12 protein-coding genes are annotated in these 15,190 nt (G+C 59.1%); 5 read left to right on the forward strand and 7 right to left on the reverse strand.

From position 1 onward, the window contains the following. Positions 1-4 precede the first annotated feature (4 nt). Both AC1RR7_RS06090 and AC1RR7_RS06095 read right to left on the reverse strand, forming a co-directional pair. Positions 5-205 carry a DUF1656 domain-containing protein gene (locus tag AC1RR7_RS06090; RefSeq protein ID WP_096820375.1) on the reverse strand — a complete coding sequence of 67 codons (201 nt, stop codon included), beginning with the start codon at positions 203-205 and terminating at the stop codon, positions 5-7. Then, positions 195-2,330 carry an FUSC family protein gene (locus AC1RR7_RS06095; RefSeq protein ID WP_273536770.1) on the reverse strand — a complete coding sequence of 712 codons (2,136 nt, stop codon included), beginning with the start codon at positions 2,328-2,330 and terminating at the stop codon, positions 195-197. Before AC1RR7_RS06095 ends, AC1RR7_RS06090 begins: the two co-directional genes overlap by 11 nt. A 192-nt stretch (positions 2,331-2,522) precedes the next feature. On the opposite strand from AC1RR7_RS06095, the gene AC1RR7_RS06100 reads away from it, so the two are divergent. The 4 genes from AC1RR7_RS06100 to AC1RR7_RS06115 all read left to right on the forward strand — a co-directional run bounded on the left by AC1RR7_RS06100 (position 2,523) and on the right by AC1RR7_RS06115 (position 7,959). Continuing rightward, positions 2,523-3,578, forward strand: a complete 1,056-nt coding sequence (locus AC1RR7_RS06100; RefSeq protein ID WP_102619833.1) for a tetratricopeptide repeat protein — start codon at positions 2,523-2,525, stop codon at positions 3,576-3,578. Positions 3,579-3,717: 139 nt separating this feature from the next. After that, positions 3,718-5,220, forward strand: coding sequence for an ATPase domain-containing protein (locus AC1RR7_RS06105; RefSeq protein ID WP_273536772.1), 1,503 nt, complete (start codon positions 3,718-3,720; stop codon positions 5,218-5,220). After that, complete coding sequence (locus AC1RR7_RS06110; protein WP_493156658.1) at positions 5,217-6,887, forward strand: ATP-binding protein; 1,671 nt, start codon at positions 5,217-5,219, stop codon at positions 6,885-6,887. The genes AC1RR7_RS06105 and AC1RR7_RS06110 overlap by 4 nt, the downstream gene beginning before the upstream one ends. Before the next feature lie 184 nt (positions 6,888-7,071). Next, positions 7,072-7,959 carry a halovibrin HvnA gene (locus AC1RR7_RS06115; protein ID WP_102619830.1) on the forward strand — a complete coding sequence of 296 codons (888 nt, stop codon included), beginning with the start codon at positions 7,072-7,074 and terminating at the stop codon, positions 7,957-7,959. 39 nt (positions 7,960-7,998) lie between these two features. Here AC1RR7_RS06115 and AC1RR7_RS06120 read toward each other — a convergent pair whose 3' ends face one another. Genes AC1RR7_RS06120 through AC1RR7_RS06140 form a run of 5 tightly spaced genes read right to left on the reverse strand, consistent with a single transcriptional unit; the run spans position 7,999 to position 14,543 of the window. Beyond that, positions 7,999-8,376, reverse strand: coding sequence for a response regulator (locus AC1RR7_RS06120; RefSeq protein ID WP_007954537.1), 378 nt, complete (start codon positions 8,374-8,376; stop codon positions 7,999-8,001). Between the two features lie 44 nt (positions 8,377-8,420). Beyond that, positions 8,421-9,635 carry a hybrid sensor histidine kinase/response regulator gene (locus AC1RR7_RS06125; RefSeq protein ID WP_102619829.1) on the reverse strand — a complete coding sequence of 405 codons (1,215 nt, stop codon included), beginning with the start codon at positions 9,633-9,635 and terminating at the stop codon, positions 8,421-8,423. Further along, entirely contained in the window at positions 9,629-10,222 is a 594-nt protein-coding gene (locus tag AC1RR7_RS06130; protein ID WP_102619828.1) for a chemotaxis protein CheB, read from the reverse strand. The genes AC1RR7_RS06125 and AC1RR7_RS06130 overlap by 7 nt, the downstream gene beginning before the upstream one ends. Then, positions 10,219-11,052: a CheR family methyltransferase gene (locus AC1RR7_RS06135; RefSeq protein ID WP_096820368.1), complete on the reverse strand. Its 834-nt coding sequence runs from the start codon at positions 11,050-11,052 to the stop codon at positions 10,219-10,221. The genes AC1RR7_RS06130 and AC1RR7_RS06135 overlap by 4 nt, the downstream gene beginning before the upstream one ends. Beyond that, complete coding sequence (locus AC1RR7_RS06140; RefSeq protein ID WP_493156660.1) at positions 11,052-14,543, reverse strand: response regulator; 3,492 nt, start codon at positions 14,541-14,543, stop codon at positions 11,052-11,054. Before AC1RR7_RS06140 ends, AC1RR7_RS06135 begins: the two co-directional genes overlap by 1 nt. Before the next feature lie 263 nt (positions 14,544-14,806). On the opposite strand from AC1RR7_RS06140, the gene AC1RR7_RS06145 reads away from it, so the two are divergent. Continuing rightward, positions 14,807-15,172, forward strand: a complete 366-nt coding sequence (locus AC1RR7_RS06145) for a response regulator (protein WP_102619826.1) — start codon at positions 14,807-14,809, stop codon at positions 15,170-15,172. Positions 15,173-15,190 lie beyond the last annotated feature (18 nt).

Here is a 15,190-nt window from a genome sequence, read left to right on the forward strand (position 1 = left end):
GGCATCAGGCTCCCATCAACAAAATCAATGTGGCGCAAACACAGGCGTACAACGCCCCTTCGAACAGCGCTTCATGCCAGACCAGACGCAGCACGCCGAGGCGGCGCAATACCCAGTCCAGCAATAGAAAGACCGGGATGGCCAGAATCAGGGCCTGGGCGATTGGCGGCAAATAGACGCCGCCGACCTCGAAATCAATGGGCAAGGGCCGGTTCTCCTTCAGGGGCGTTGTGTTGCAGATACTCACCGTGACGCTCAAGAAACGAGACGACGATCAACAAAGCAACGCGCATACGAAACACGGACCACAGGTGTTCATGCGTCGCGGCATGCAGGTCATCCAACTGATCACCGAGCGCGTGCAGCATAGTCAGCAAGGCTGGCAGGTGCACATCCGGACGGCCAGCGACGAAGCGGCCGGTCTGGCGCAAAGCGGCCATCAGTTGCTGGCCGAAAGCGTCCGTGAGCAAGGCGTTACCCTGCACCTGTTGCCTGAGCTGGTGGATGGCCACGCCGAGTGCCACACAGGCAAGACTGATTTCATATCGTCGTTGCATATCCGGATCATTGGCTGCCGGCAACAGCCCCAGCATCGTTGTCAGGCGATCGACCATGCGGCTTTCGAACGTGAATTGCTGTTCGTCTGTAGCGGGCACTTTCGTCAGTTGATACACCTGCTCCCGCGCTTCGTTGTAGAACCGGCGGATTCGCAACACCGGGCGGAACGGAAAGATCCAGGCATAGACGATCAGGGCCAGCATCGCCGCACTGACGTAGGCACCGGCAAACTCGAACCATTGGATGGCGGTGTTCTGCCCGGTGCCGACGTTCTGTGGACCGAGCATCAGGAAACTCGACAATCCCAGCCCCATGCCGATGCCCGCCGTGGCCGGGCTGGCCAGTCCGACCGCAATCACATAGAGCAGAGGTGCCAGTAATATCGCCAACCATTCGAAGTCGTTGACCGCCGGCACCAGCATGAACTGATACAGCGCCGAAACCACCAGTGCCAGGCCCAATCCCCGGGCGTAGCTCTGTGCGGCGATCAAGGGGCGCGGGAACGTTGCCATCAGTGAACACAGAATTCCCACCAGAATCATTCCACCACGTGCACCGTCCCACGCCGTTTCGATCCAGATCAGCCCGGCCACCAGCAGTGCGCTGAAGGCCCGGATGGCGTTCATGGCTGCCAGGGTGAAATCCAGGTGCAGCGGACTGGACTGGCCGCGAAACATGCAACTGGCCTCCCGTCCTTCCTGTATCGCTTCGCTCAGTTCGAGGATCTGCTCCAGTTGTTGCAGCAGCCGCGCCTGCTCCCAACGCAGCGCCCATGCCAGCGAACGCAAGGTCGCGCTCATGTCTTCGGTCAACTGTTCGGCCCTGTAGGCTAGTGCTTCGAATTGTTGCTGCAGGACAACCAGTTGGTGCCTCATGTCTTCCGGCAGTGAGCGCCCGTACTGTGCCAATTGATCAAGAAACGCCAGCTCATCGGCACGCAAGCGCTGGACTTCGAGCGGCAGATCGCCGTCCCAGCGCGCGGTCAGCAACTGGCGCTGATGACGCAGGGCTGTCAGGCGCGACGTCAGCAGCATCAGTTGATTGCCCAACATCAACACCAGGTTGTTGGCACTGCGCAGGCGCGGGGCATCGAAATACAGATGGCGACGCAAGCCTTCCAGGGCGCTGATTTCTCCGAGCAACTGCATTTGCCGGCGCTGGAATTCGGCTTCGCTTTCTTCGGTACGAATCACTGCGGCGGCATGGGTGGCAACCAGTTTGATGACCTGATCGACTTTGGCGAAGTAGTTGCGCGAAACCGCCTCGGGGCGGGCCGTGAGCAGGCTGACAACACAGACGCAGGCCACCGCGAGCAAGGTTTCAGTGACCCGGGTGACCGCCAGCAGAAAGGTGCCGTCCTGATCCGGGATTGCCAGCAGCGCCACCACCACGGCGGTGTAGCCACTGAGCACGAACGCCTGGGAACTGGTGTAGCGCAGCAACGTGCCGCCAGCCGTGCACAGGGCCAGCCACAGCGCCAGGGTTGTGATGAATGGCAAAGGCGCCTGAGGAAAAATCGCCATGATCAGCACCGCCACCGCAGCGCCGAGCGTGGTGCCGATGACCTGGCCGAAACTGCGGGCCAACGCCATCCCGGCCAGTGGCTGACTGATGATGACTACGGCCATGATCGACCACTTGGGTTGATCCAGATCGAACAGGAACGCCAGGTATAACGTCAGCAGTCCGGCCGCAATGGTGCGCAGACCAAACAACAACACTGCCTGACCGGGGTGGATCACGGCCTTGAAATAATTGAACAGGGCTTGCATGAGCGCACTCGCCAAAGGAACTTCACCAAGCGTAGTCACTGCATCGAGAGCTGGCCGGCTTCCGGGGCCGACAGATGTTGTAGGGCTATTCATCAATGGTGGTCGGTCATATCGGGCACAGTGTTTGACTCACGGCTTCAGCTGACCGAAGCTTGCCCCCTCTGCGTCAATATAAAAGCTTCGGATACCTGCATGCCTCAGTCCCGCCGCTACTTGTTCATCAGTCTTGGCCTCGTGCTTGTCCTCCTGGTTGGATGGCTGTCCCTGCGCAGCACCGCGCCCGTGGTGCCGGAGGCCATCAAGCATGGTTTCAGTGAAGCGCTGGCCGCCGCACGAGCCGGTCAACCGGGCGCGGCGCGGGTTTTGTACCAACAGCTGGGGCGTCCGGACCTGTCGGTCAAGCGGCGTGTCTGGCTGCACGCCGAACTGCCGAACTACCCGAGCCCGCAAGCGTTGAAACTGGCCGATGCCGATCTGCAGAACGAATCCCCGGATGTACGAATGGCGGCGATCAGGAGCGTGACCGGCCTGGTGCCGGGCGGCCAGCGCAGTCTGTTGCTCGGCCCGTTGCTCGACGATGAGGATCAGGACGTTCGATTTACCGCGATCAACGCTCTGCTCGGCTTGTCCCCCGATCAGTTGGGCCTTTATTTTGCGCCGCTGCAGCAAGGCATCGACGTGTGGGAGCAGGCACTCAAGAGCCAGCCGGAAAGCGCCGCCAACTACGCGCAACTGGCACGTCTGTATCTGCACAATGCCGAGCTCAAGCAGGCACAGGATGCTCTTGAGCAAACCCTGCGCCTGGATCCCGCCAACCTGCCGGCGCTGGTGATGCAGATCGAAGTGCTTGACCGTCAGGGCCAGAGTGACGCCGCCCGACAACTGCTGGCCCAACAATTGAAGGCTCAGCCGGATTCCGCCTATCTGCAACATGCGCTGGGCCTGTGGCTGCTACATCACGATCAACGCGAATTCGCCCTGCTCGGCCTGTCCAAAGCCGTGGAGCTGGAGCCCGACAACAAGGACTATCGCTACGACCTCGCCACCACCCTGCACAGCGCTGAGGAACTGGAAGCGGCGCAGAAACAGTTGCAGGAAATCGTCCAGCGCCACCCCGCCGACCGCAAGGCCCGCGTGCTGCTGATCAATTACTGGAAAGAAAGTGGTCAGTTACAGAACGTGCAGGTCCTGCTGGCCCAACTCGAACAGATGAATCCGGACGATCCGTCTCTGCAGCAAGGTCTCTGAGCGACGTCTGACAGCATCCTCGACACATCTCGCAAGAAATTCGGAACCGCCCTCTCGGCAAAGGGTCAAGTAAACAGGCAGCCCGCAAAGGCGTATCCCGCCCGCTGTCTCGTTTCCCTTAGTCATGAGAGGGCATTTTTTGTCTACATCGAACGAGTTGATCAGCGCAAAAGCCGCCACAGGCATCGAAGGGCTGGACGACATTCTGGCCGGTGGTTTGTCTCGCGGTCATGTGTTCCTGCTGGAGGGCGAGCCCGGTACCGGTAAAACCACGGTGGCGTTGCATTTTCTTCTGGCCGGCGCCCGGGCCGGCGAGCGCTCGCTGTACATCACGCTGTCCGAAACCGAGCGCGAACTGCGCCAGGGTGCGCTCTCCCACGGCTGGGACCTGAACGAAAACATCGAGATTTTCGAGCTGACACCGCCGGAAAGCCTGCTCAACGCCGAGCATCAGCAGAGCCTGCTGTATTCCTCTGATCTTGAGCTGGGCGAAGCCACCAAACAGATTTTCGAAGTGGTCGAGCGCTTCAAACCGACCCGCGTGGTGCTCGACAGCCTGTCGGAGATCCGTCTGCTGGCGCAAAGCTCCCTGCGTTATCGCCGCCAGATCCTGGCGATCAAGCACTACTTCGTGCGGTATGACGCGACGGTATTGTTGCTGGACGACCTGACGACAGAGTCCCTCGATAAAACCGTGCACAGCGTGGCCCACGGTGTCATCCGCCTCGAAGAGTTGACCCCCAATTACGGCGCCGAACGCCGACGTGTGCGGGTGATCAAGTACCGCGGCCAGAAATATCGCGGCGGTTTTCACGACTTCACCATCATGGGCGATGGCGTGCATGTCTTTCCGCGTCTGGTGGCGGCCGAACATCGGGGCGATTACCCGCGTCTGCAATTGACCAGTGGCATCTACGAAATGGACGCGCTGCTGGGCGGCGGGATCGAAACCGGCTCCAGCACGTTGATTCTCGGCCCGGCCGGTACCGGCAAATCGCTGATATCGATGATCTTCGCTGCCGCTGCGGTCACACGTGGCGAGAAAGCGGCGCTGTTCATTTTCGATGAAGAACTGGGGCTGCTGTTCGAGCGCATGAAGAACATCGGCATCGACCTCAAGGCCCTGCAAGCCACCGGCAATCTGCTGATCGAGCAAGTCGACGCCGCCGAACTGTCTCCCGGCGAGTTCTCTCATCGGGTACGACGCTGCGTTGATGAAGCCGACATCAAGACCGTAGTGATCGACAGCATCAACGGCTATCAGGCCGCGATGCCGGAAGAAAACGCGCTGGTCCTGCACATGCACGAACTGCTGCTGTACCTGAACCGCAAAGGCGCCGCGACCTTCATGACCGTCGCCCAGCACGGTCTGGTCGGCGACATGCAGGCGCCGGTGGACATCACGTATCTGGCCGACACCGTGATCCTGTTGCGCTACTTCGAAGCCCTCGGCAAGGTGCGTCGGGCGATTTCGATCATCAAGAAACGCACCGGCAGCCATGAATCGACCATCCGCGAATACCGTATTTCCGCCCAGGGCATGACCATCGGCGAACCGCTGGAAGCCTTCCAGGGTGTGCTGCGCGGTGTGCCCACGTACCTCGGTGCGAGCAATCCGCTGCTCAAGGAAGACAACTTGTGACCGTCACCGTCCCGCTGTCCGAACGGGCGCTGATCCTCGCGCCCCTGGGTCGCGACAGCCAGATTGCGCTGATGATCCTCAACGAGGCCGGTTACGGCGGTCTCATCACGTCCGGCCTGGGGCATCTGTGTGCCGAACTGGAACCCGGCGCCGGTCTGTTGCTGATCGCCGCCGAGGCCCTGAATGGCCCGGACCTGGAAGGGCTGCTGGCCTACCTGAAGCAACAACCGGCGTGGTCGGACCTGCCGATCGTCCTGCTCACCCATCACGGTGGGTCCGAACAAGGTCCCTCCTCGCGACTCAGTGAATTGCTGGGCAACGTGACATTCCTTGAACGCCCTTTCCATCCGGCGACCTTGATCAGTCTGGTCACGACTGCCCTGCGCGGGCGACGACGACAGTACGAAGCCCGCGACCGTCTGATCGATCTGAGCGAAAGCGAGCGACGCCTGCAATCAACCCTCGAAACCCTTGAGCAACAAGTCGAGGAACGCACGGCGCAACTGCGGCACAACGAAGAAGCGCTGCGCCAGTCGCAGAAGATGGAAGCGGTCGGCCAGCTCACCGGCGGTATCGCTCACGACTTCAACAATATGCTGACCGGGATTATCGGCAGTCTCGAATTGCTGCGCCGACGTCTTGCACGGGGTCGTACCGACGACCTCGACAGCCTGATCGATCTGGGCGTGACGTCAGCCAACCGCGCGGCCGGCCTGACTCACCGCTTGCTTGCGTTTTCCCGGCGCCAGTCTCTGGACTCCAAAGCCGTGCAGATGAACGATCTGGTGCAATCGATGGGCGAATTGCTGCAACGCAGCCTCAACGAAAGCATCCAGCTGGATATGCGTCTGCACGAACAATTGTGGGTGGCCGAAGCCGACCCCAATCAACTGGAAAGCGCCCTGCTCAACCTGGTGATCAACGCTCGGGATGCGATGCCCGACGGCGGCAATCTTGTAGTCGAAACCGGTAATCAGGTGCTGGATCGCGACTTCACTGCGACTTACAGCAATCTGTCGCCGGGCGATTACGTCGTGTTGAGCGTGACCGACAATGGCTGCGGCATGCCGCAGAGCGTGATCAACCGCGCGTTCGATCCGTTTTTCACCACCAAGCCCATCGGCCAGGGCACAGGTCTGGGTCTGTCGATGATCTATGGCTTCAGCAAGCAATCCGGTGGACATGTCTCTATCGACAGCGAAATCGATCAAGGCACCACGGTGAAACTCTATCTGCCGCGCTTCCAGGGCGAGTCCCTGCCCCACACCCCCGTGGACACGGAGCAGGCACCGGATGCCGTGGAAGGCGAAACCGTGCTGATTGTCGAAGACGACCCGGCCGTACGCGTGCTGGTCAGCGCGGTGTTGAGTGAGTTGGGTTATGGCTTTGTCGAAGCCAGCGACGCCGACGGCGCGGTGCCGATCCTGGATTCGGCGCAGCGCATTGATCTGTTGATCAGTGATGTCGGCCTGCCAGGCATGAACGGCCGGCAACTGGCGGAAATCGGCCGGCAATACCGGCCAGAGCTGAAAGTCCTGTTCATCACCGGTTACGCCGAGCACGCCGCGGTACGCGGCGGGTTTCTCGACCCGGGCATGCAGATGATCACCAAGCCGTTCACCTTCGATCTGTTGACGGCGAAGGTGCGGGAGATGATTCGCGGGTAGCGCTTTGCTCCTTGTCCATCCTGACAGACGGTAACTTTCCATAAGCGGCCAACTGTGCAGCATAGGCCGCTTTTTCATGCTTGAAACCTGTCAACTCTGACAGCTATTCATCAAGATTTTTTTGTTGCTTCATACCCGCCGGAGCGCAAGGTTTTTGAGCCATACATCAATCGGGTAAAGAACAATGAAAAGAATCTTCTCGCTGCTATTGATGCTGGTGATGACCGGGTGTCAATTCAACGATCAATCCTCGACGCAATCAATCAGTGTCGCCCAGAGCGTTCAGCAGACGGGCCCACAAGTAGTTGCAGATTTGATCGCCCGGTACAACGACCTCCGTCAGAACTGCGGAAAACCTTCAATGCCAGCGTTTTTGTGCCGGGGGATTATCCTTCGCGCAACGACTCCCTCAACCAATTACAAATCGTGGAATCCAAGCCCGCATTCGCAATCGAGTGGTGGCGTTTCATTTTCGTTTCTGAGCCAGGATTCGAAATTCACCACGCTTGTATACCGGAAGACAAACGGGTTTATTTTCTATCCGATTTTCAACTCCCCTCCGGACAAGCGAGACATCGATATCCTCTGCTCCTTTCCCAAGGATGGAGCTACAACACTAAGAGAAAAGCCCGGTTGCGGGGCTCATCCTTATGCACCGGATCGCAGCCGGCTCTGCAAGGTCCTCGGAATAACCACCGCAGAGCAATGGATCGCCAACTACAACAGCTACACGTGGAATCAATGTGCCTTTGACGTCAGCGACTCGATGAATCACCTGGCCGCGGATGCCTTTTACCAAACGATAAGGGCTCATCAACTGGCGAACTTCTTTGCAGGTGTCCATGACTATATCGAACTTATTCTCGCGACCTGGCCACAGGACATTCCGAAAGAACTGCCCTTGCAGGCTTTTTTCTATATGGAAGGTGGGCTGGCAGGTGCGCAATTCGATCAAGTCGACTTTTTCAATTCGACTGGCGGACTAGTCCTTCCCATCATAAAAATCATATTGCCGACTACACCTACGGCGAATGCTCAGTTCATATTCAATCAAGCTGATCAGGTGAAGTAGTGCTCAGTGCGCTGCGTCGATATTCAACCGACGCATGCGTCAGGCCAGCAATTCCTGAATCTTCTCCTGCAACACATCCAGATCGAACGGTTTTTCCAGGATCGGCGCCCGGCGGGTAATAGGGCTGCCGGTCTCACGAATTTCCTGGGGATAGCCGCTGATAAAGATCACTTTGAGATCTGGGCGCAATTTGACGGCGGGTTCGGCGATCTGCACGCCGGAGATCCCGCCTGGTAAGCGGAAATCGGTAATCAACATGTCGAGATGCGGCTTGCTCGCCAGAATCTCGAACGCCTGCTCGCCGTTTTCGGCCTGCAATACGCGATATCCCTGCCCTGACAGATAGTCTGTCAGCACCATCAGGATCACCGGTTCGTCCTCGACGACGAGTACTACATCTTGTGCATCTACGCTCATGGGAAGCCTTTGTTCGGTCAATAGCTGCTGATACGACCGTGTGGTCACTCAGAGGTTGCGTTTGTTTCGCCGTTTTCCTGGAGCGGCAGACAAACGCGAAACAGGGCGCCTTCGTTGATCTTGCTCTCGACGACGATGGAACCGCCATGGGCGGCGACGATCTGCTCGGAAATGAACAGACCCAGCCCGAGGCCGGCCACCACCGTCTTGGCGGAAACCCGTTCGAACTGTTGAAAAATGCGTTTCTGATTCTCCTCGCTGATACCGATGCCCTGGTCCGCGACTTCGACCCGAGCCTCATTGCCTTCGCGATAAACCCGCACCTGCACCGGGCTCTTGCCGCCATAACGCAAGGCGTTGGTCAGCAGGTTCGACACCACTTGCTCGATGCGGAATTCGTCCCACTGCCCTTGCACCGGTTCGGCGGCGGTGAAGCTGACTTCGGTCTCGGCCGCTTCGATCTGCTGGGCGAAATTTTGCAGCAGGTTGCCGACCAGTTGCGCCAGATCGAACCGGCTCGGTCGGATCGACAGCTTGCCGGTGCGGATCCGCGACACGTCGAGCATGTCCTCGATCAGGCGGATCAGGCTTTTGATCTGGCGCTCGTCGCGGTCGACCATCGCGTGCATCTTGTCGAGGGTGAATGCGGCGGCGTTGTCCCGGGCCAGATGCATCTTGCGCAGCTGGGTTTCGAGGATAAGGCCGTTGAGCGGCGTGCGCACTTCGTGGGCGACGATCGACATGAAATCGTCACGCATGCGCACCGCCTGCTCCAGTTCGCCTTGCGTGCTCTGCAACTGTTGAAGCAGCGCTTCCTGCTCGCGGCGACTCTGTTCGAGGGCTTCGACCTGTTGCTTCATCGCCTTGCTCTGGCGATACAGGTCGACGAATACGTTGACCTTGCTCTTCACCGCGTGGATATCCAGCGGCTTGTGCAGGAAGTCCACTGCTCCGCTTTCATAACCCTTGAACGCGTAATTCAGTTCACGGCCGGCAGCGCTGACGAAGATGATCGGGATGTTCTTGGTTTTCTCGGTGCCGCGCATCAGCTCGGCCAGTTCAAAGCCATTCATGCCGGGCATCTGCACGTCGAGGATGGCCATGGCGAATTCGTGTTGCAGCAGCAGCGACAGCGCTTCGTCCGCCGATAGCGCTTTGTAGACGGTGCGGTCTTCGCGTTTGATCAGCGCTTCGAGAGCCAGCAGGTTCTCGGGCAGATCGTCGACGATCAGCAGTTTTGCCTGGATATTACTCAGCATGCGATTCGTTCCAGCTCGACAAGCAGACGGCCGATGCCGCGTATGGGAAGTATGTGATCCGGTTGATGGAGCTTCAGTGCCGCCTGGGGCATGGTCGCGATCTGCGCATCGTCCGGATCCTGAACGATGGTCAGCCCGCCATGGCGTTTGACCTGCGCCAGGCCCCGCGCGCCATCGTGGTTGGCCCCTGTCAACAGCACGGCGGCCAGCGCCGGGCCGTAGACATCGGCAGCGGATTCAAACAGAAAATCGATCGAAGGCCGCGAATGATGCAAGCGGTCTTCCAGGCTCAACGACAGGCTGCGGTCCTGCTCCACCGACAGGTGATAGCCCGGTGTGGCGAAATACACGGTGCCGGGCTGAATGTCCTGTTTATCGATGGCTTCGGCGACCGGTAACGCCACTCGCCGGGCAAACACATCAGCGAGTTGGCTGCGCCGCTCTTCCGGCAGGTGCAGGACGATGATGATCGGCAGCCCGAACCCTGACCGCAGCGAACCGAGCATCGTCAGCAAGGCCTCGACGCCACCGGCGGAAGCCCCGACCACAATCGCCTCGACCCGAGGCAAATCCGCTGCACTGTTCATGATTTGCGGTAGATCCGTTCTTGTTTCACCAAGGGCTCGAACTGGTTGGAATAGCCGGAAAAATCCAGCGTTTCCTTGCTGCCCAACACCAGGAAGCCTCGGTGGCACAACGACTCATGGAACAATCCGAATGCTCGATCCTGAAGTTTTTTATTGAAATAAATCAACACGTTACGACATGAAATTAATTGAGTTTCAGAGAATACGCTGTCCGTCGCCAGGCTGTGATCGGCGAAGGTCACGTTCTCGCACAGGCTCTTGTCGAAAATCGCGTAGCCATACGCAGCAGTGTAGTAGTCGGCGAACGAGCGCTGACCGCCGGCCTGCTGATAGTTGGCGGTGTAGGCGCGCACGTTTTCCATCGAAAAGATCCCCTGCTTGGCCTTGTCCAGCGAGCGCGGGTTGATGTCGGTGGCGTAGATGATCGTGCGGTCGAGCAGACCTTCTTCGCGCAACAGAATCGCCATCGAATAGACCTCCTCACCGGTGCTGCACCCGGCGATCCAGATCTTGATCGACGGATAGGTCTTGAGCAGCGGCACCACCTCCTGACGGATCGCCAGGAAGTGCGACGGATCGCGGAACATCTCGCTGACCGGAATCGTCAGCAATTGCAGCAATTGCATGAACGCCGTCGGGTCGTGCAGGACCTTCTCCTGCAACGCCGAAATCGTCGCGCATTCGAACTGGCTCAACGCATGTTGCACCCGGCGCTTGATCGACGCGCCGGAGTAGTCACGAAAGTCATAGCTGTACTTGAGGTAGATCGCCTCGATCAGCAAGCGCAATTCGATTTCGCTGTTTCGTTCTGCTGAGTAACTACGTTCCACTAAATGCGTTCCATCTTCGGCAACCACACGCGAATCAGCGAGAACAGGCGATCCAGGTCGATGGGCTTGGCCAGGTAATCATTGGCACCCGCCTGCAGGCAGCGCTCCTGATCATCCTTCATGGCCTTGGCCGTTACCGCAATGATCGGCAGCTTGCGCCAGCGCGGATCCTTGCGGATTTCAATGGTGGCTTCAAAACCATCCATTTCCGGCATCATCACGTCCATCAGCACCAGGTCGATGTCCTCGACTTCATTCAATTTTTCAATCGCTTCACGACCGTTACGGCCGATCACCACGACTGCACCCTTGGTTTCCAGCGCGCTGGTCAGGGCGAAGATGTTGCGTACATCGTCGTCCACCAGCAGCACTTTGCGACCCTCGAAGACCTTGTCGCGGCTGCGCGCGGTCTTGAGCATCTTCTGCCGTTCATGGGACAACTGCGATTCGACTTTGTGCAGAAAGAGTGTGACCTCATCCAGCAGACGCTCCGGCGAGCGCGCGCCCTTGATGATGATCGAACGCGAATACTTGCGCAGATCGGCCTCTTCATCGCGGGTCAGGTTGCGTCCGGTGTAGACGATGACCGGCGGGAACGAGCAGATGTCTTCGGTGGACATGCGCTTGAGCAGATCGTTGCCAAGCATGTCCGGCAGCTTCAGGTCGATGACCATGCAATCGAAGATCGTCGTGCGCAGCAGCTCCAGCGCGTCCTGTGCCAGGCCGACGGCGGTGATTTCGATGTCATCGTCGCCGATCAGTCGGGCGATGCTTTCCCGTTGCAGATCGTCGTCCTCGACCAGCAGCACGCGTTTGACCTTCTGGGTCAGCTTGGCTTCAAGGCGCGCGAATACGTCCTTGAGTTCTTCGCGGGTGGTCGGTTTGACGGCGTAACCGATAGCGCCCATGTGCATGGCCGCTTCGACGCGGTCTTCCACGGAAATCACGTGCACCGGGATGTGCCGGGTTTCGGCGTGTTCTTTCAGGCGTTGCAGAACGGTCAGGCCCGAGTGATCCGGCAGGCGCATGTCCAGCAGGATTGCGTCTGGCACGAACTCTTTCGCCAGGTCATAACCTTCATCCGCGCCGTGAGCAACCAGGCACTGATAGCCCAGTTCGTGGGCCAGGTCGTAGAGGATGTGGGCAAAGTTCGGCTCGTCTTCCACCACCAGAATGCAGCGGGTATCGAACGGTGCCTTGTTGCGGTCGTCGTTGAAACGCGGGATGTCGACGGACGCCAGCGGCGACACCGCGACGGCAGGTGTAATGACCGGTGCGGACGCCGGCGGACTGAAGGTCAGCGGTGCAACCGGCGTATCACCCGGTTCGCTGTATTGCTGCGGTAACACCAGCGTAAAGGCACTGCCCTGCCCCGGCGCGCTGCTGACGCTGATCGAGCCGCCCAGCAAGGTCGCCAGATCCCGGGAGATCGACAGGCCCAACCCGGTGCCGCCGTATTTGCGGTTGGTGGTGCCGTCGGCCTGGCGGAAGGCTTCGAAAATGCTTTCCTGCTGGTCCTGGGCAATCCCGATCCCCGAGTCGCGCACGATAAAGGCAATGCGATCGTCCGGTTGTCCGGCGATGGTCAGGCTGACCGTGCCGTGTTCGGTGAATTTCACGGCGTTGGACAGCAGGTTCTTGATGACCTGCTCCAGACGCTGGCGATCGGTGAACAGCGTAATCGGTGCGTCCGGCTGCAACTCGACGCTGAACGCCAGTTTCTTGTCCGCCGCCAGTGGTTCGAATACACCGCGCAGGCCTTCGGCCAGGCGCGCCACGCTGGTGTTTTCCGGGACCACTTCGAGTTTGCCGGCTTCAACCTTGGAAATGTCGAGAATGTCGTTGATCAGGTTGAGCAGATCGTTGCCGGCGGAATAGATCGATTCGGCAAACTTCACCTGCTCTGCACTGAGGTTGTCCTGCGGGTTTTCCGCCAGCAGCTTGGCCAGGATCAGCGAACTGTTCAGCGGCGTGCGCAGTTCGTGGGACATGTTGGCGAGGAATTCGGATTTGTATTTGCTCGAACGCTGCAACTCTTCGGCGCGCTCTTCCAGTTGCACCTGAGCCTGATTGAGCTCGGTGTTCTTCTGGTCCATGGCATCGCGTTGCTCGGCCAGGGTCTGGGCCTGTTCGGCCAGTTGCTCGTTGGTCTGCTCCAGCTCGACTTGCTGGGTTTCCAGATGCGCCTGGGACTCCTTGAGAATCCGCGACTGTTCTTCCAGTTCTTCGTTGGCGGTTTTCAGTTCTTCCTGCTGCACCTGCAACTCTTCGTTGAGCTGCTGGGTTTCGGCCAGCACTTCCTGTAGCCGCTGGCGGTAACGCGCCGCTTCGATGGATGTGCCGATGTTGCCGGCAATCCGTTCCAGAAGCGCCACATCACGCTCGGTGAGCGGACGCAGGAAGCCGAGTTCGATCACGCCGTTGACCCGGTCGTCATCGCTGGTCGGTACCACCAGCACGCTGTGTGGCAGGCCTTCGCCCAATCCGGAGCTGACCTTGAAGTAGTCGGCCGGCACCGAATCGAGACGAATCAGCCGCGCCTGCTGCGCGACCTGGCCGACAATGCCTTCACCGCTGTAGATCGATTGTTCCTGCTCTTCCTGCTCGCGGGAGAAACCATAGCTAGCCACGCGTTTGAGCCCGCCATGCTCTTCGCGTACATACAACGCAGCCACGGCAGTGCCAAGGTACTGGGCACAGAATTGCAGAATGTTGCGGCCCAGCAGATTGAGCGTCAGTTGCCCCAGGACTTGTTCGGCCAGCTCGGTCTGGCCCGTGCGCAGCCAGGCCTGCTGCTCCAGGCGTTCTGCGCTGGCCCTTTGCGCAGCGAGGTTGGCGCCATAACTACTGGAAAGGCTGAGCAGATCGCGACGACCAATATAAGCCAGCAAACCGCTGATACCGGCGATGAACAGCAGGTACAGGCTGATGCTCCAGATGGTGGTGCGGCGCACATCTTCGTTGCGCGTGGTGCGCAGCGTCTGCTCGGTATCGATTACGTCCTCGAATTGCTTGCGGATCTCGTCAGTGAGGCGTTTGCCGCGCCCGGCCTTGACCGCGGCCTTGTAGTCGCCGCTGGCGCGCTGCAGGTCGATCATCGATTGCGCGTAGGTCGCCCACTCGGTTTGCAAGGCTTGCAGGCGACGCAGGCGGTCGGTCTGCACCGGGTTGTCGGCGGTCAGTTCAAGCAAGGTGTTGAGCGCCACGGAGATACGCGGCTTCGCCGTTTCATACGGGTCGAGGAAGTGTTCATCGCCACTGAGCAGGAAACCGCGCATGCCGGTTTCCAGGTCGACGGTGAGTTTCACCGCTTCATTGGCGTTATTGATCACCCGGTCGGTGTGTTCCACCCACTGGATCACCGACAACAGATAGGTGATCAGGGAAACGAAGAACACCGCGCTGATTGCGCCCACACCCAAAGGCAGGCTGACGTTGCGACTCAGTAGTTTGCGAAACCGTTGCTCATCAACCGAAGACGGAGAGGACATGTGGCAGCCTTGTCGAACTGTTGAAAACCAAGGAGTTTGCCCCAAAACGGCGGCATGGATCCATTTTTCTCACAGTGTTAGCACTGTTTTCCCACATTTGCCTGCGCCGATTCACAGGCCAACGGTTATCCTTGCCCGCCCGTTTGCGCCTATTCTTTTTTGTATCCATTCGGGAACTTGTGGCTATGCGCCACTTACTCATGCAAGAGCCCGGCAATTTTGATCGACCGGCGCCACCCTCCCCATTCTTGAGAGCCGCCACTATGTCCACCACTGCGTCCACCATCCTTGTAGTAGAAGACGATGCCATCGTGCGCATGCTGATCGTCGACGTGCTGGAGGAATTGGAGTTCAAGGTTCTGGAAGCGGACGGCAGCGAGCAGGCGCTGGAGATTATCAAGGATGTGAATCAACACATCGACCTGATGATGACCGACGTCGGCTTGCCGATCATGGATGGCCGTCAATTGGCTACTGAAGCGCGCAACTTGCGCCCTGCTCTACCCATTCTGTTCGCCAGCGGCTATGCCGAAACCATTGAAGTGCCGGCAGACATGCATGTGATCGGCAAGCCGTTTTCCATTGATCAATTGCGTGACAAGGTCAAAGGTGTTCTTGGTCAATCCTGAATACGACTGCTCATTCAA

This window comes from Pseudomonas sp. GW821-FHT11G12, from assembly GCF_058808055.1.